Source organism: Erwinia sp. (assembly GCF_049696395.1).
Classification (GTDB): domain Bacteria; phylum Pseudomonadota; class Gammaproteobacteria; order Enterobacterales; family Enterobacteriaceae; genus Erwinia.
Window position 1 is genome coordinate 17,857 of record NZ_JBAVTT010000027.1, and the last position, 16,021, is coordinate 33,877.

General features: G+C 51.6%; 15 protein-coding genes. 12 read left to right on the forward strand and 3 right to left on the reverse strand.

From position 1 onward, the window contains the following. Positions 1 to 167: 167 nt before the first annotated feature. The 3 genes from tssD to WCC56_RS03665 are packed head-to-tail and all read left to right on the forward strand — an operon-like array spanning position 168 to position 1,578. Positions 168 to 659: a type VI secretion system tube protein TssD gene (gene tssD / locus WCC56_RS03655; protein WP_424691081.1), complete on the forward strand. Its 492-nt coding sequence runs from the start codon at positions 168 to 170 to the stop codon at positions 657 to 659. A gap of 11 nt (positions 660 to 670) precedes the next feature. Next, a complete protein-coding gene (locus WCC56_RS03660; RefSeq protein ID WP_424691082.1) occupies positions 671 to 1,033 on the forward strand; it encodes a tlde1 domain-containing protein in 363 nt (120 codons plus the stop codon). Beyond that, positions 1,030 to 1,578 (forward strand): hypothetical protein, encoded by a 549-nt coding sequence (locus WCC56_RS03665; RefSeq protein ID WP_424691083.1) that lies wholly within the window; start codon positions 1,030 to 1,032, stop codon positions 1,576 to 1,578. The genes WCC56_RS03660 and WCC56_RS03665 overlap by 4 nt, the downstream gene beginning before the upstream one ends. Before the next feature lie 77 nt (positions 1,579 to 1,655). Here the strand turns inward: WCC56_RS03665 and WCC56_RS03670 are convergent, their stop codons facing one another. The 3 genes from WCC56_RS03670 to idnO are packed head-to-tail and all read right to left on the reverse strand — an operon-like array spanning position 1,656 to position 3,462. Further along, a complete protein-coding gene (locus WCC56_RS03670) occupies positions 1,656 to 2,129 on the reverse strand; it encodes a YhcH/YjgK/YiaL family protein (protein ID WP_424691084.1) in 474 nt (157 codons plus the stop codon). 19 nt (positions 2,130 to 2,148) lie between these two features. Continuing rightward, positions 2,149 to 2,685, reverse strand: coding sequence for a gluconokinase (locus tag WCC56_RS03675; RefSeq protein ID WP_424691085.1), 537 nt, complete (start codon positions 2,683 to 2,685; stop codon positions 2,149 to 2,151). A gap of 15 nt (positions 2,686 to 2,700) precedes the next feature. Further along, positions 2,701 to 3,462 (reverse strand): gluconate 5-dehydrogenase, encoded by a 762-nt coding sequence (gene idnO, locus WCC56_RS03680; protein WP_424691086.1) that lies wholly within the window; start codon positions 3,460 to 3,462, stop codon positions 2,701 to 2,703. A gap of 270 nt (positions 3,463 to 3,732) precedes the next feature. Here idnO and WCC56_RS03685 point away from each other — a divergent pair, with 270 nt between their 5' ends. The 9 genes from WCC56_RS03685 to WCC56_RS03725 all read left to right on the forward strand — a co-directional run. After that, a complete protein-coding gene (locus WCC56_RS03685) occupies positions 3,733 to 4,725 on the forward strand; it encodes a LacI family DNA-binding transcriptional regulator (protein ID WP_424691087.1) in 993 nt (330 codons plus the stop codon). 150 nt (positions 4,726 to 4,875) lie between these two features. Next, positions 4,876 to 5,817 carry a 2-hydroxyacid dehydrogenase gene (locus WCC56_RS03690; protein WP_424691088.1) on the forward strand — a complete coding sequence of 314 codons (942 nt, stop codon included), beginning with the start codon at positions 4,876 to 4,878 and terminating at the stop codon, positions 5,815 to 5,817. Between the two features lie 87 nt (positions 5,818 to 5,904). Continuing rightward, positions 5,905 to 7,230 carry an MFS transporter gene (locus WCC56_RS03695; RefSeq protein WP_424691089.1) on the forward strand — a complete coding sequence of 442 codons (1,326 nt, stop codon included), beginning with the start codon at positions 5,905 to 5,907 and terminating at the stop codon, positions 7,228 to 7,230. 892 nt (positions 7,231 to 8,122) lie between these two features. After that, positions 8,123 to 9,625, forward strand: a complete 1,503-nt coding sequence (locus tag WCC56_RS03700; RefSeq protein ID WP_424691090.1) for an OmpA family protein — start codon at positions 8,123 to 8,125, stop codon at positions 9,623 to 9,625. A 14-nt stretch (positions 9,626 to 9,639) separates the two neighbouring features. Then, on the forward strand, positions 9,640 to 11,241 hold the full coding sequence (locus WCC56_RS03705; RefSeq protein WP_424691091.1) for a hypothetical protein: 1,602 nt from the start codon (positions 9,640 to 9,642) through the stop codon (positions 11,239 to 11,241). Further along, positions 11,238 to 12,065, forward strand: a complete 828-nt coding sequence (locus WCC56_RS03710; RefSeq protein WP_424691092.1) for a hypothetical protein — start codon at positions 11,238 to 11,240, stop codon at positions 12,063 to 12,065. The genes WCC56_RS03705 and WCC56_RS03710 overlap by 4 nt, the downstream gene beginning before the upstream one ends. A gap of 458 nt (positions 12,066 to 12,523) precedes the next feature. Then, the gene (locus WCC56_RS03715) at positions 12,524 to 14,596 is read left to right on the forward strand and encodes an FUSC family protein (RefSeq protein WP_424691093.1); all 2,073 of its coding nucleotides are present in this window, start codon (positions 12,524 to 12,526) and stop codon (positions 14,594 to 14,596) included. A gap of 84 nt (positions 14,597 to 14,680) precedes the next feature. Further along, entirely contained in the window at positions 14,681 to 15,694 is a 1,014-nt protein-coding gene (locus WCC56_RS03720; RefSeq protein WP_424691094.1) for an HNH endonuclease, read from the forward strand. Then, a partial coding sequence (locus tag WCC56_RS03725; protein ID WP_424691095.1) for a class I SAM-dependent methyltransferase occupies positions 15,691 to 16,021 on the forward strand: 331 nt, incomplete at its 3' end. The genes WCC56_RS03720 and WCC56_RS03725, both read left to right, overlap by 4 nt.

Consider the following 16,021-nt stretch of genomic DNA (forward strand, 5'->3'; position numbering starts at 1 on the left):
TATTCGATAATCAGCCTATTTATTTCACTGTTACTTTTTAACCTTTCCCGCCGCCTGTTATTTCTTTGCGTTAACCGGCTCATAGTTTTTCCCCTCCCTGCTAGCCGCAGAAAGCATCAAGCCTTAGCATCACCTTGCCTGTACATGGAATTAACAAGGAGATGTTGATGGCAATCCCAGTCTATTTACGATTAAAAGATGATGGCGGTTTGGCTATCAAAGGTGGCGTTGAGGTAAAGGGACGTGAAGAAAGTATAGAAGTTACCTCTCTCGACCACGCTGTTTCACTGCCGATCGATCCTTTAAGCGGAGAAATCACCGGAACGCGAAATTACAATACCTATGCTTTTGAGAAGGAAATTGACCGCAGTTCTCCCCTCCTCTACAAAGCCCTGACAACCGGGCAATGCCTTAACTCTGCGGAGTTTGTTTTTTACCGCATCAGTCATGCTGGTCAGGAGGAACCCTACTTTTCGACCACGCTCGAGAAGGTAAGAGTGGTAGCGGTGCTCCCTTTTCTTCTTGATATCAAAGCACCGCAATATCATCGGCATACTCATTTTGAATACATCGAATTAACCTATGAAAAAATTACCTGGCATTATCTGGACGGTAATTTGATTCATTCAGACAGTTGGGACGGAAGGATCACCGAATAAGGAGAGGCATCATGACATGGATATATCATCAAAGTACTGGGGAGATGTTTCATAATTCAGAGCATCGGGGAACGGGCTATGCCGGTAAGATGACTAACAAAAACAATCCTTCAAGACAGCAAGTTCGCGGTCTTGGACCGATTCCTCAGGGGAAATATCGGATCTCAGACAAAACCACTTCTAAAGGGCCTCTGACATTAGTATTGATACCAGATCCTTCGAATAATATGTTCGGGCGAACAGCATTCAGGATCCACGGAGAAAGGGTAAAAGGCGTTCCAGGATGGGCTTCTGAGGGATGTATCATTTTGGAACCGTCGTTAAGACGTGAGATTTGGACTTCTAATGATAAAGACTTATTGGTGGTGCCATGAAAAAACTTCTTCTGTCCTTGTGCTTCTGTTCAGCCTTTGCCTGTGCAGAGATAACACCTGCTTCGGTAAAAGATATGATTAAAGGGCATGGGATTTCTGCTTTTCAAGCCCAACTCAATGAGTCGGATTGGTATGACATTATTGTCACTAAAATCGCTCAGGGTGATGCTGACTGGATTGCCACTATCCCCTGGTTAAAGGATATCCCTGATGACAAAAAAAAAGCTGCTCTGGTTGAGAGTGCACAACGAGGCTTAATACGTAACCCAAAAGCTATGCTGCACATTCTGAGTTCAATCGATATGATGACTTACGCTGGAAAAGTCGAATCTTTTGACACAGATAATATCTGTTTTGGCAGCCTTCCAGGTATGTCAAAAAAGTCTTATCTCCTGTTTTATGCAGCGACTAAGCATGCATTGTCTGATGTGAACAACATCGCAGTTAAGTGTAGGTGGGTGCTGGAGTCTATCCATGATGAGATCATGAACGATGACAGAAATGGCTTAATGAAATGGGGAACTCGATCTGTTCCTGGTTATTAATCAACTCAAATAAAAGAGCCTGGGATTTTTCACTCTCAGGCTCTTTTATTTGGCTGTAAAAACTCACTCCGCGCTAATTAAGCTTCCAGCAAAGCGCTATCGATTTTCACCACAATCTTACGCAGCGGAGAGGGAACGCCGAAGGTACACATTGGGCGGTGCAGCTCTAACGGGAAGATCACTGCCAACGATCCTGGTTGCAGGTGGATCAGCGTTTCGCTGTCGATCCGGTGGCAGAAGCCCAGATCCTTATGCTCTTCAAACGGTGCAACCAGATCCAGCTCCAGACCGATTGGGCCAGCGCCGATGATCTCTTCACCGGCCAGCACCAGATGGATATCGATATACTTGCGGTGGAACTCTGGCTGCTGCGCGTTAAAGTCACGCGTTTCGCTTTCCATTACCGAATAGAAGATCGCCTCGCCTTGGATCTCGTATTTCCCGGCAGCCTGGGTCTGAGCATTATTCGCCTGGAGAGTCTGCAACGTTTTACGGATCACCGCTGGGTAAAGCGGGTTTTGTGCTGCCTGTTCGAAGGTATCAATAATCATAACGTTGTTCGGTCTCCGGTTATAAGGATGCCACGGCTGGCGCCGCATGAGTGGGCTGCAGCAGGCTGACACAGCGGGTAACGATGGTGCTTAAAGCCGGGGAAATATCCATGGGAATGACATCCCTTTCCTCTGCACCGGGCGCTTCCAGCGCGGCAAACTGGCTTTTCAGCAGGGCTTCCGGCATGAAGTGCCCTTTGCGCAGTTTCATCCGGTCCAGCACGCAGTTGTAATCACCATTCAGCCAGATAAAGTGCACGTTCTGATTCCCTTCACGCAGCCGATCGCGATAGCTTTTTTTCAGCGCTGAACAGACCAGCACGCCGGACTCATTCTTCTGCTCAAGGCTGAAAATCACATCTGAAAGCCTTCCTAACCACGGCAGACGATCGTCGTCATTCAGCGCCTGGCCAGAAGCCATCTTAGTGATGTTCTGGCGGGGATGCAGATCGTCCCCGTCGATAAATTTCGCTTGTAGTGCATTTGCCAGCGCCGTTCCCACCGAGGATTTCCCGGTACCGGACACGCCCATCACAATAATGCATTGACCTGCCATTTTGGATCCTCCGCGTTATACCGCTGCCAACATGCCGCCATCAACAAACAGCAGATGCCCATTCACAAAGTCAGACGCTTTCGAAGACAGGAACACCGCCGCGCCCACCAGCTCTTCCGGATTGCCCCAACGTGCAGCGGGTGTGCGCTTGCACAACCAGTCGGTGAACTCCTTATTATCCACCAGCGCCTTAGTCATTGGCGTCTCGAAATAGCCCGGCGCAATGCCGTTGACCTGGATATTGTAACGGGCCAGCTCCACACACATGCCGCGCGTCAGCATCTTCACTGCCCCTTTCGCTGCGGCGTACGGCGTGATGGTGTCGCGCCCCAGTTCGCTCTGCATTGAACAGATGTTGACGATTTTGCCCGCATTGCGGGTGATCATGCGTTTCGCCACGGTCTGAGACACGAGGAACACACCGGTCTGGTTGGTGGCAATAATGTCATTCCACTCATCCAACGGAAATTCAGTAAACGGATGGCGGCGCTGAATGCCGGCATTGTTAAACAGCACGTCGATCGGCCCGACAGTGGACTCAATCTTTTCAATCCCTTCCTCAACCCCTTTCGGGTCGGAAACGTTGAACACGGCGGTGTGCGCAGTAAAGCCTTCATCGCGCAGCTTCATTGCGGCATTCTCCGCACGCTCTTCTGAGGTGCCGTTAATGATGATTTCCGCACCGTGCTGTGCCAGGCCACGCGCCATAATAAAACCGATGCCCTGCGCTGCACCGGTCACTAAAATACGTTTGTTCTCTAAGCTGAATAAATTCATCTGTTCCTGCTCCATAGCTTCAGGCAGTGAGTGGCTCGCGCGAGGTGAGGCCGGATAGCCCTTATCACACGGGTTTTACCGCTTTTAAACTGTGATACAGATCACTCAAAGCACTGTTACGAAACCAGGATACCGTTGCTGTGATCGCTGACGGCTTTTCCCTGAGAAGCGAGCCGCAAGAACAGGAAAAACCGCACCTTAATCCAATTTCCTTTAAGGGTCGCAGCAGGCATAATGCAGGGATTGAAGGGCTGTCAGCTGATAACTACTATGAAAATGCAACGCATCACGTTACATGATATTGCCACTCTGGCGGGTGTAACAAAAATGACGGTCAGCCGCTATCTCCGCACGCCGGAAAAGGTAAAACCCGAGACTGCCGAACGAATTGCCAGCGTGATTGCTGAGGTGGGTTACGAGCCAGACCCGGATAATCACGCTATTGCCAGCAATGCTCTGCCCCGCATCGGCGTGCTGATCCCCTCCTTTAATAACCAGATTTTCTCCGACCTGCTGGCCGGCGTTGAGTCCGTGACTACGGCTCAGGGTTACCAGACGTTGGTGGTAAATTACGATTACGACAGCCAGCGTGAGGAGGAGCAGATCGCTACCGTGCTGGCCTTCAATGTTAAGGCAATCTTACTGACTGAGTCGGTGCACACCGTCCGCGCCGAGAAGTACCTGAAAGCCGCAGGCATTCCGGTAGCCGAAGTGATGGGGCTGACCACCACCGAAGGCCGGGTTAACGTCGGATTCAATAACTTCCAGGCCGGTTTTGATATGGCCAGTATGCTGATTGGCAGTGGCAAAAAGCGCGTTATCTATTTCGGGTCGATGTCCGATATCCGCGACGAACAGCGCTACGCAGGCTACTGCAAAGCCGTTGAAGACGCTGGCCTGCCAACCGGACGTATCGCCCCAAAAAAAGTCTCTTCGGTTTCTACCGGCGCAGGAATGATGACTATGGCCCGCCAGATGTATCCCGATATGGACGGCATTCTCTGCACCAATGATGACCTTGCCGTTGGCGTGCTGCAAGAGTGCCTGGCTGCTGGCATTGCCGTGCCGCAGGAGATGGCGATTGCCGGTTTCCATGGCCTTGAGATTGGTCAGGTAACAACCCCCAAACTGGCCAGCGTGATCACGCCGCGCTTCGAGATGGGCAAAACTGCTACCGAGATTTTGATCAAGAAGATCAATAACCTTCCAACTATCGAACGGGTCGATTTGCACTATCGGCTGTCGATGGGAGCGACCATCTGAAGCTGAAAAAGCCCTAATTATGGCCTTCGCGATCACGTAGTCGGTAACACAGATTTCTAACACGATTCACTGTGATCCAGCTCGCAATTAAATACTCAGAAACCCCTTTAATAGTACGTATCCGACGTACTGTCTTTGAAGGGGAACCCCATGACAACTCCAGCCATCCTGTTAATTGCTCCTGTACCTGACGCCCTGCTGGACCGCCTGGCCTCTGCCTGGACGGTTCACCGCCTGTACGAGCAGCAAGATCCCCAGGCGTTTCTGGCCCAGTCTGGCGACACCATTCAGGCCGTAGTCACCCGTGGTGACATCGGCGTCCGCAATGAAGTGTTGAAGCAGCTCCCACAGGTTCAGCTGATTGCCGTGTTTGGCGTTGGCACTGATGCTATCGACCTCAGCTATACCCGCTCCCGCAAGATTGCCGTCACCCTCACCTCCGGCGTGTTAACCAATGACGTTGCCGACATGGCGATGGGCCTGCTGCTGGCGGCTTCCCGCCGACTTTGCCAGGGCGACCGCTTTGTCCGTGAAGGTCAGTGGCTGAACAACGCGCCAACGCTTGGCACTCAGGTTAGCGGCAAACGCATGGGTATTATCGGCATGGGTAACATCGGCCAGGCCATTGCCCGCCGTGCCAGCGGGTTTGATATGCCGATAAGTTACACCAGCCGCAGCCGCCGTGAATCGCTGCCGTACGACTGGTGCGACGATGTGCAAAGCCTGGCGAAAGAGTGCGACTTCCTGGTGATTGCGGCCTCTGGCGGAGAATCCACCAAAGGGCTGATAGACAGCTCCGTACTGCAGGCGATGCCGAAACACGCCTGGTTGATCAATATCGCTCGCGGCTCTTTAGTCGACCAGTCGGCGTTGATTCAGGCCTTACGCAAAGGTGAGATCGCGGGCGCCGCGCTGGATGTCTTCGAGCAGGAGCCACAGGTTCCGCAAGAGCTGATTGCGCTGAACAACGTGTTGTTACAACCCCATGTTGGTAGCGCCACGCATGAGACCCGCCAGCAGATGGCCAATGTGGTGTTTGCGAACATTGAAGCCTTCTTCAACCAGAAGCCGCTGCTTACCGCCATCGATTAACGCTTTCGCTATACCTGCCCAGGCCGGCGCTGTCGGCCTGCATCACAGGGATGGACGCCGTCCATCCACTTTTCCAGAGGGCCAGAGATGAATAATAAAATACCCGGCACGCGTTGGCTGCGTGTGATAGCCCCGATCCTGATCACCTGCATTGTCTCCTTTATGGACCGGGTGAACATCAGCTTTGCTCTGCCTGGCGGCATGGAGCAGGATTTAGCCATTACCAGTCAGATGGCTGGTATCGCCAGCGGCATTTTCTTTATCGGTTATTTATTCCTGCAGGTGCCGGGCGGCCGCGTGGCGGTGAATGGCAGCGGCAAGAAGTTTATCGCCTGGTCTCTGGCTGCGTGGATGGTGGTTTCGATCGCCACGGGCTTTGTGACCAATCACTGGCAGCTGCTGGGCCTGCGTTTTGTGCTGGGGATTTCTGAAGGCGGAATGCTGCCGGTGGTGCTGACCATGGTCAGCAACTGGTTCCCAGAGAAGGAACTGGGCCGTGCGAATGCGTTTGTGATGATGTTTGCGCCGCTGGGCGGCATGTTCACCGCGCCGATTTCCGGCATGATTATTAACGCGTTTGACTGGCGTTGGTTGTTTATCATCGAAGGTCTGCTTTCTGCCGCTGTGCTGCTGGTGTGGTGGCTGGTGATCAGCGACCGTCCGGAAGAAGCTCGCTGGCTGCCAGCACGTGAGCGTGAATATCTGATTACCGAACTGACGCGTGAACGCGAAGAGCGCAGCAAGAAAGCGCCGGTTGGCAAAGCGCAGCTGAAGGACGTGTTCCGTAACAAAGGGTTGATGAAGCTGGTGCTGCTGAACTTCTTCTACCAAACCGGTGACTATGGCTACACGCTGTGGCTGCCAAGTATTCTGAAAAACCTGACCGGTGCCAATATGGCGAACGTAGGTCTGTTAGCGATACTGCCCTTTGTGGCGACTATCGTCGGTATCTACCTGATTTCAATGATCAGCGATAAGACCGGTAAACGCCGTCTGTGGGTAATGATTTCACTGTTCTGCTTCGCCGCCTCGCTGCTGGCTTCTGTGGTGCTGCATCAGCATATCGTCGCGGCCTATATCGCGCTGGTGTTCTGCGGCTTCTTCCTCAAAGCAGCCACCAGCCCGTTCTGGTCCATGCCTGGCCGCATAGCCTCGGCAGAACTGGCCGGTAGCGCACGCGGAGTGATTAACGGGTTGGGTAACCTGGGCGGTTTCTGCGGCCCTTACCTGGTCGGCATTATGATCTACTTCTACGGTCAGGGAACCGCCATCTGCGCGCTGGCGGCATCACTTATTATTGCCGGACTGATTGCCACCACGCTGCCGAAACAGTGTGATTTGGTGGAGGATGCGGACGAAGGAAAAGTGGGTGCCGGGCACGGCAAGATTGGCCACGGAGTTTCTCATCTTTGAGGGTGGTCGCTGAAGGGTTTTAGAGCTGTTAAGGCTGCAAAGCCCTGAGGATGAAGATTGATGAGCAGTGATTGGCCCGGCAGACGCCGGGCTTTTTACTTGTTCAGTGCAATTTTTATTGTGTTGATGATTACGTTTTCAGTGAAAATGCCGCTTCAACTGGGTTTCCCTCAAATCTCCCTATCGAATATCTGCCGCGCCTTAGTCATTCATCCCTCTACGGGTCTGAAACAGCGTACAGGTAAACTGAAGTGCCGCCATGATGATACCTATCTGATGTTGTAGGTTACCTGGTAGCAAAGGCATCCAACCGTCATAACCACGAATCCTCTGCCTGGTGCGTGCTGCAGTACCTCTTTCTGTTATTGGGAACCTGGTTTGGCTTTTCTTTTGGCGAATTGAAGCCCAATCAAATTTTTTCTAATCAACATCGGTTCAGTTAGCAAACCAAATAAGGTTTTATACTCGCATCTGATGATTCAGCTTGTGGATACCAGTCTCAATTTAAGGCTTGCTTACTGCTGGACAACAGTCCCATAGATGGCAATAATGTGCCGGTTTATCATAGAGTCAGGTCATACCATCAAGTGATTATTTTATTCACAGGCATTCCTGACATTCTTTCTGTGAATTATTCCCCTGTATTGCGCTTTTGCAGCCATAAAGATATTCATCCTCTTCTTTAATTTGGCTTAATGCAGGCACTTATTTTGTTTTAATTATTATTCGTCATTCTGCTTTTACGCGGATTAGCGCACGCCTCGCGCCTGATTCCGTGAGTTCTATTTTTATAAATAATGACTACTCGTTTATTCAGGCTTAATCCCCTTCTTATGAGGGAATAGCTGCAGGACTGTTACTTTTTGGGATGGACAAGGACAAAGGAGAGGACGTGGAACGACATCATATCAGGAAGATTAGCCTGCTGACGGCCGTGGTTATGCTGTCATCAAGCTGCGCCAGTATGCACGAAGCTGGCCAGAACTATGGGACTGCTATTGGGTGTATCGGAGGAGCGGCACTTGGTGGAGGGCTGACCTATTTACTCACTAAAGATGCCGGTAAAGCCCTTATCGGTGGGCTGGCAGGCGGCGTTGCCGGATGCGTAGCGGGTAATGCCTGGCAAAATCGTGAAAAGGCACTGGCTAAAATCGCGGCAGAAGAACACATCACCATCAGCTCAAGCCCCTTACAGGCCCAGACGAGTGGGAGCAAACAAGACGTTGGTATTGTCGCCCAGGTTGAAGACCGGGGTATGTTTGATACCGACAGTGCCAAACTCACTGAAGATGGCCTGCGACAAGTCAGAAAATTAGCGGCGGTGATGAAGCAGGATGATAAGCAAGGGGTTGTGCTGATTGTGGGTCATACCGATGCTACCGGCAACGCCAGTTGGAACCAAAAACTTTCTGAAAACCGGGCACAGAGCGTTGGGCGCGTTTTACAGCAGGCTGGTCTTAATCCCCAGCAGCTCTATTTCCAGGGCGCAGGCTCATCCCGCCCTATCGCAGACAATGCCACGTTTGCCGGGCGATCCTCAAATCGCAGGGTGGAGATTGTTGGCCTGGCCAATGAAGCCTTATTAAAACAGCGTGTTGAACAAGAAGGCAGCAATCTTGCCTATCTTCGCTATGGCACTCAGTCAGATGACAGCACCGCAAAACCAAAAGCTGCGACCTCCAAACGCAAGACTTCCCTCCCATCAAAACAGTCAGCGTCTTCGCAGGACCGCATCAGTAAAACAGAAAAAGTGTCCAGCGCCAGTGAAACCAGCCAGACGGCCGCTGTTTCAAACCCATCTGAAGCCGTAAATGGCAAAAACTGGATTGATTTTGGCGGCCAGCCAGTCAGCCGTTCTCTGCAACCGCTGGCAGCCAACCTCAAACCGCTGAGCAGTGGATTCAGCCTGATCTCCCAGGCCAATGCCAGCCAGGTGACCGGGAGCTGCCTGACCGATACAGCGCGAGTAGCCGGAACGGCGAAAAATCTTGCCAGTGGTAAGGCTATTGATACTCACCGCACTACGGAATACCTGCCGGGTATGAATGGCCGTGCCTGGGCTGGGCTGGTCAACAACCACTTGGTCACCCTGTCACCGGTTAAGGTATTGCAAGAAAACGCTACGGTAGAAACCAATCCAAAGGTCTATATCACCCGCAATTATCAGTCTGCTGGTAACCGTAAGGTGGATGCACCGATTCAGGCCGCGGCCAATGCATGGGAAGGCGAAGACAGTATTCTCTATCGGGTGTATTTGCCGGCAGAGGGAGGCCAACCGCTCTCCTGTATTGATCTTTTGCTGTCCAAAAAAGCCACTAAAGCTCAACAGGGCCAGCTTTTCTACTCCAGCCACAGCAACGCTTACATGGCGGCTTATACCCCAGTTCGTAGTTAATTAAGGAACAGACAATGGAACTTTTCCAGAGCATCGCCGAAGCGATCTCCCTTTACCGCTATATTTTCTGGCCATTAGTGGGCCTGATGGCGCTGGTCATTATCTTTATTCGTTGGTGGGAACAGGTCAGCTATTTCTTCCTGAACTTGTTCAGCAGTCTGCCCGTTTTCGGCTTTATTGCTCGCCTTTCGCGTAATAATGAACCGCGCCGCAGCGGGACCGGAGGTAAACTCTGGTATCCGGCAGAGGAAGCGCTGTGTGCCAAATACTGGCAGCATCATAAATCCTTCAACCTCAGCGCTGATTTTTACCTGCGTTGCGTCAATTACCTGAATAAAGTTGATGAGCGTGGCCGCAAGCCTACCGGGCCGTTACTGTGGTTCTGTAGCGTGGCACTGGTGTTGCTGGAAGCCTTTATTTTTGCGCTGGTACTCTCACCTTTTATTGCCAACAACATCTCCGCTAATCAGGCTGAATTTTCCGCCATTGTGATCTCGGTATTGATCGGGGTCGTGCTGGTTCCTGCAACACATTTGATGGGCGCGGAATTACATAAAAATACCCTGCTTAAAAAGATCCGCTACTGGTATGAAGATGCAAGACATGGCGGCACGGCAATGGGATTATCGAAAAATGCCCAAGTTTCATTGGAAGAAACACGTCTTGATGACGAGCAGCCTAATTATGTCCAGATGCTTAACCGCATTAGCACCAACGTTCACGTCAAACCCCAATATTGGGCAACGGCTATTGCGTTAGCCCTGGTCCTGTTCTTTGCCGTAGGCGCATATTTTGTTCGAGCGGCGACCATTGATTCAATGGATACTCAGGCCGTCAATGGCACACCTTTCAGCCAGACGACAGATGCCCAAAGCTCACCTTTCGACCTGCCTGCCGATGCAGTGGCTGACAATACCCAAGCTGATAGTCAGGCTTCCAAAGAAATCGGTAATAACCGCGTCTTCGCCTCCAAGCTGACCTTCATTATTCTGTCGGTTATTTTCATTGGCGTGCAGTTGATTGGGATCCTGATCGGCATATACCGTTCGTTTGCCGGTATTGAGTCTAAAATGGCGGCAAAATATGCGGGTAACTTCAGTGGTTCAGAGGAGTTCTCAGCCTGGCACAACATGCGCCGTGAACGTGTTGAGCGTGATGGTCAGGAGAAACTGAGTGCGCTACAAAATCGCCTGATGATGAAACGCACCAGCAGCCAGAGTTTACAGTTGAACGAACTGCCGACTTTTAATGACTTCGTTAGTGGAAAAATACGTGACAAAGCCCGTTCCGATCACGAGCTGAGCGAACATCTTAAAACCGCCAATTACGCGCAAGTTGAACCTGTGAGCGCTCCCCAGCCTCAGCAGCCCGCTGCACCTCGGGTTCTGCATGTAGTGGCGACAGAGACTCAAGCACCGGTTGATGTCCCGCCTCAGCCAACTGCCGCTAAAGAAGATGAAAAATCCCGTATCAATGCGCTTGGCGACCTGGTTGGCCTGGATGAAGAGGATCTGGCTTTGATTGCCGAAGATCAGGGCTTATCGTTCGAAGCCGTCCTTAAGCGTCAGCGTGTGCAGCAGTTGCTGAATAAAACCCGGGCGAAGGGTGAAGCATGAGAGGGCTTGCCCTGATATTACTGGGCCTGTCCTGGGGTATTCAGGCTGCTGACCGCAACGATATCCCGAGTTGCTACCACTATTCAAAGCTGGATGCTGAGCGCCCGGCAGAGAGTGGGCGCGAACTGGTGATCGTTATCGATCAGACGGTGAAGATCCCGCTGGACCTGAAAAAGTCAGTCTGGCAACACGTGATCCGTTACGTACAGCCGGGAGATCGTGTCGTGCTGTATCAGTTCTCAGCCCTGTTGCAGGACAACTATATGAAGCGGGTGTTTGACGGCAAACTGGAAGCATTGTTTACCGATCAAAAGGCCCGCAACAATATGGGTATGGAGAGCCTGAAAAATCTGGATGCCTGCCTGATCAAACAGAAGCACTATTTTGATCAAGGCATTGGCAAACTGATGGCCGCCAGCTTTGCTGCTGAAGGTGACAACATCGCTAAAAGCGAAATACTCGACAGCCTTAAGCGTATAGCGGTGGACCTGAAAAGCGATCCGGCACCGGTCAAATCAGTGGTGCTGGTTTCGGACATGTTGGAGAACAGTGATTTTGGCAGCTTCTACAGCAACAATCAGATCCGCCTGCTTTCGCCAGAAAAAGAGCTGGCTCGGGTGACTAAGCAGAACCTGATTGCCGATTTCTCCGGTGCGAAAGTCTATGTGGCTGGCGCAGGACTGATTGATACCTCGGCCAAAAATAACTATCGCTCTGGCAAGATCATGCAGCAGCTTGAAGGGTTTTGGCAGCAGTATTTTACCGCCTCACAGGCTGAACTGGTGAGCTTCGGTGCACCAGAGCTGACTGTTGAGATCAAATAACAGGTTTGCGGCTACTTTTAATACTCTGAACGCCTCCAGAACGGGGGCGTTTTTTTTGCCAACAACAGCTGAAATTGCCAGGCAATCAAGAAATCCTCAACCGCACAAGCCGCCTCTGGCAGCTCTCTTATACGAATCTTTTTTATGGTTGCGGCAGGGATTCAGGGCACTCATTGATACAAGGTTGATCTCTATCATTGAAAGGGTTTATTGATCGACTGTTACGGGTAACGTCTAGCGCCTTGTTATGACTCGGAAAGGCCCTGCTTTTGATGGCACGAGCCAGCCTTGCTTCCACAACTGCTAAAGTTTTTTTATATAGTTTCTAATTGATATGATTTCATAATGGGAACATCTTTTTTGATTCAGTAACAATTTGACGCAGTTAACCCCATGAAAAAGGCGCGTATTCTGGCAGGATGCTGCGCAATTAGTGTGCATCTGGTAGTCATTCTGTCATGCAGTGGTTTTCGAAAAACGCCGTTCTTTTTTCAGTTAAGACCTGTCTTGCGGCCTTTCTGGCTTTGTACATCTCACTTGAACTGAATCTGGATAAACCAGCCTGGGCACTGACTTCCGTTTACGTCTCTTCCCAGCTCTATTCGGCTTCTACTATCTCCAAATCGATCTTCCGTGTGATGGGAACGTTGCTGGGGGGCCTGTTTGTTTTCCTGATTTACCCCGAAACCGTTCAGTCCCCGATGCTGTTCAGCCTGTGCGTTTCTCTGTGGGTCAGTTTTTGCCTGTATCTGTCGCTGCACGACCGCACACCGAAAAGCTATGTGTTTATGCTGGCAGGCTACAGCGCCGCCATTATGGGCTTCCCTGCCGTCACCCTGCCGCTGAGTATTACCGGCACGGTGATTTCGCGTATTGAAGAGATCACGCTTGGCGTAACCTGTAGCAGCTTTATTCATGGATTATTGCTGCCTGTTTCGATGCGTAGCCTGCTGGAACAAAGCGTCACCGTCTGGTATCAGAACGGACGTAAGATGTGCAGCGACCTGCTGACAGGGATTACCAAACACAACTCGCCGGAGCGGGAAGACATCCTGATCCGTATGGCGCAATATCCGCAGCAGGTTGAAGCGCTGATTACACACTGCGTCTATGAAGGTGACGCCGCACGCAGGCTGATCCGCCTGGTCAGCGTGCAATATCAGCATCTGTCTTATCTGATCCCTACGCTGGCCTCTATTGAGATCCGTCTGCATCAGATGTCGCTGCGGGAGATCCGCTTCCCTGAGACCGTTTCCCTCGCCTTTCAGCAGTTCCTGATGTGGTTGAACGCCGAGGAGAACCTCAGGGATAACGCCGAGATCCAGGCAACGCTCACCGCCAGTCAGGCCGACCTGAAAAGCGCCTGGCTGAGAGGTGAATTGCCGATAGATGAGTGCCTGGTGTTAACCGGTTTGCTGGAGCGCCTGGCCGACTTTGTCCGTATCGCCGGGGCTTATCACAGCGTGAGTAACCTGGTGAGCGACCTCTCTGGAGATACCAGCCTGGCTCGTAAGGAACGTTCGCGCCCTCACACTGATACCGGCCTTCTTTTGCTCTCCGCTACCACTTCATTCCTGGCGACCTTTGGGGCCTGCCTGTTCTGGATGGGCACCGCGTGGCGTGATGGTGCCTCCGCACCGATGATGGCCGCGATACTGAGCTCATTCTTTGCCAGCGCAGATACGCCGGGTAACTCAATGAAGTTGTTTATCAAAGGGACGGTCATTTCCATCTTTATCAGCGTGCTTTACGTGGCGCTGCTGATCCCGCAGGCCGTGACCTTTGAGAGCCTGATTATCTGCCTGTCACCAGGCCTTTTCGTGCTTGGGTTAGTGATTGCCAACCCTTCCACCAACATGATCGGTCTGAGCGCCGCGATACAGTTGCCAGGTTTACTGGGCATGAGCCACCACTTGAAACCCGATCTCTCGTCCGCCATCAACACTGCTATCTCTTCTATGACCGGCGTCCTGTTTGCGGTAGTGATCACCGCGATTATTCGTAACAAGCGACCGTCGTGGATTGCCAGACGCGCGGTACGTTCAGGGTTAGGTGAGCTGCTGCGGTTTGTGAAAGAGATGGAGCGTAACGGCTCGTCGTTGGTATCACGACAGAACTTTATTACCGGCATGTTGGAACGAGTGAACGTTATCCTGCCGCGTATGCGACTCGATCCCCATCCCGACCTGCTCACCGCAGGCAACCTGGTTCCCGAAGTCTGGCTGGGCGCGAACTGCTACGACTATTACGCCCGCAACCGCGAGGTTCTGGGGCAGCACCATCTGGATAGTGGGCAGATGTTCCACGAACTGGCGCTGTTCCTGAAGCGCCGGATGAAGTCACTGAAAGTGGCCCCGCATCCCGCGTTGCTGGATGAGCTGGATCTGTTGCTGCTTGAGCTGGAAAGTTTGACTAAGAAAGATGAGCAGCTCTTCACGCCGCTGTTCCATCTGTACAGCATCCGTTTGTGGCTTTTCCCTGATCAGGCCTGGCCTGAGAAACCACTGGAGTACTTGCGCGGACGGCGATGATTTTTTGGATTTACAATTACAGCGTTTTGTTATGTGATCGCGTAACTCCCTTTGTTACGAGCTGCCTCACAAAACAGGACATTTATGCGTTTTTATCAGGCCGATCCCAAGCTTGAACATTACTGGCGTGGTGTGATCCTTTTTGGCAAGAATGTCGCCTCCTATAAATTTGCGCTGGCCCATGCGCTGTATGACCTTAAGCAACCGGGCAATGACTTAATCACCCTTGAGATGCTGGCTGCGCCTTTTGCCCGTCATCTATGCGATCACCTCAAACAGGCCCCTAAACAAATCAGTGGTAGACAGGGTCAGTTTCTGGGGGCTTGTCTAAAATTTAATAGCGGTGAGATCCCTGAAGAACAGCTGATTGGAACCACCGTTAAACTTGGGTTGGGCTGCGTTATTGATGCCTTCCATAACGTCAATCAGGCTGAAATCGATAAACGCTTCTTCCTTGATGAGCGTAAAACCGGGAAAGGCATCCGCCTGACAGACAACTATTACTATCTGACCGAAAACGATCAGTTCCCCAACCTGATTCAGGAAACCCAAGCACGCTGGCGACTGGTTGAGGAAGCCTGGGCAATGGGCATATCGCGTAACCTGATTGCTGTTGAATACGACGAAGACAGTAAGATGCTTTTTAGTCGCCGGGACAATCGACGGATTAACATCACCAGCTGCCGCGACAGTCTGAATGGCTACCAAAAAGGCTATTGCTTCTATTGCTACCGCCCAATAAGCGTTGCTATGGGGGAAGAAGGTCTCGCTGATGTCGACCACTTCCTGCCTTTCATGCTGAACGATACGCTCAGCAATCTGGACGGCGTTTGGAACCTGGTGCTGGCCTGCCAGTCTTGCAATCGTGGTCATCAGGGTAAATTTGCCCGGATACCTTCAACCAAATTGCTCCAGCGTTTGTACGATCGTAACGAGTATTTTATTAACAGCCATCTTCCTTTGCGTGAAACCTTGATCCGACAGACGGGGAATACCCCAACTCTGAGGCATAATTTCCTGCAACGCACTTGGGATACAGCTAAGTTCACTCTGCTCCATGAATGGGAACCTGCTGCACAGGGAAACGGTATTTTCTGATGAATGACGATTACTACCAGCAAAATGCTCAGCGCTTTTACGATGATACGGTGGATGTGGATATGTCTGCCGTCTATCAACCGTTTCTGGCACACATTAAGCCCGGCGCACGCATTCTGGATGCCGGTTGCGGTTCAGGCCGCGATACCAAAGCCTTTACTGAGATGGGCTTCGAGGTTGATGCTTTTGATGCATCGAGAGAGTTGGTAGAGCGGGCGAAGTTTTTGTCAGGAAAACCTGTCGAGGTGATGCGCTTTCAGGCGCTGACTGCAGTAGATAAATATGATGGCATCTGGTGCTGCGCTTCGCTGCTTCATGTGCCAGAGA

Bases quoted from the DNA above. Each gene is read 5' to 3' on its own strand.
- tssD (WP_424691081.1), top strand. From the start codon at position 168: ATGGCAATCCCAGTCTATTTACGATTAAAAGATGATGGCGGTTTGGCT.
- WCC56_RS03660 (WP_424691082.1), top strand. From the start codon at position 671: ATGACATGGATATATCATCAAAGTACTGGGGAGATGTTTCATAATTCA.
- WCC56_RS03665 (WP_424691083.1), top strand. From the start codon at position 1,030: ATGAAAAAACTTCTTCTGTCCTTGTGCTTCTGTTCAGCCTTTGCCTGT.
- WCC56_RS03670 (WP_424691084.1), bottom strand. From the start codon at position 2,129: ATGATTATTGATACCTTCGAACAGGCAGCACAAAACCCGCTTTACCCA.
- WCC56_RS03675 (WP_424691085.1), bottom strand. From the start codon at position 2,685: ATGGCAGGTCAATGCATTATTGTGATGGGCGTGTCCGGTACCGGGAAA.
- idnO (WP_424691086.1), bottom strand. From the start codon at position 3,462: ATGAATTTATTCAGCTTAGAGAACAAACGTATTTTAGTGACCGGTGCA.
- WCC56_RS03685 (WP_424691087.1), top strand. From the start codon at position 3,733: ATGAAAATGCAACGCATCACGTTACATGATATTGCCACTCTGGCGGGT.
- WCC56_RS03690 (WP_424691088.1), top strand. From the start codon at position 4,876: ATGACAACTCCAGCCATCCTGTTAATTGCTCCTGTACCTGACGCCCTG.
- WCC56_RS03695 (WP_424691089.1), top strand. From the start codon at position 5,905: ATGAATAATAAAATACCCGGCACGCGTTGGCTGCGTGTGATAGCCCCG.
- WCC56_RS03705 (WP_424691091.1), top strand. From the start codon at position 9,640: ATGGAACTTTTCCAGAGCATCGCCGAAGCGATCTCCCTTTACCGCTAT.
- WCC56_RS03710 (WP_424691092.1), top strand. From the start codon at position 11,238: ATGAGAGGGCTTGCCCTGATATTACTGGGCCTGTCCTGGGGTATTCAG.
- WCC56_RS03715 (WP_424691093.1), top strand. From the start codon at position 12,524: ATGCAGTGGTTTTCGAAAAACGCCGTTCTTTTTTCAGTTAAGACCTGT.
- WCC56_RS03720 (WP_424691094.1), top strand. From the start codon at position 14,681: ATGCGTTTTTATCAGGCCGATCCCAAGCTTGAACATTACTGGCGTGGT.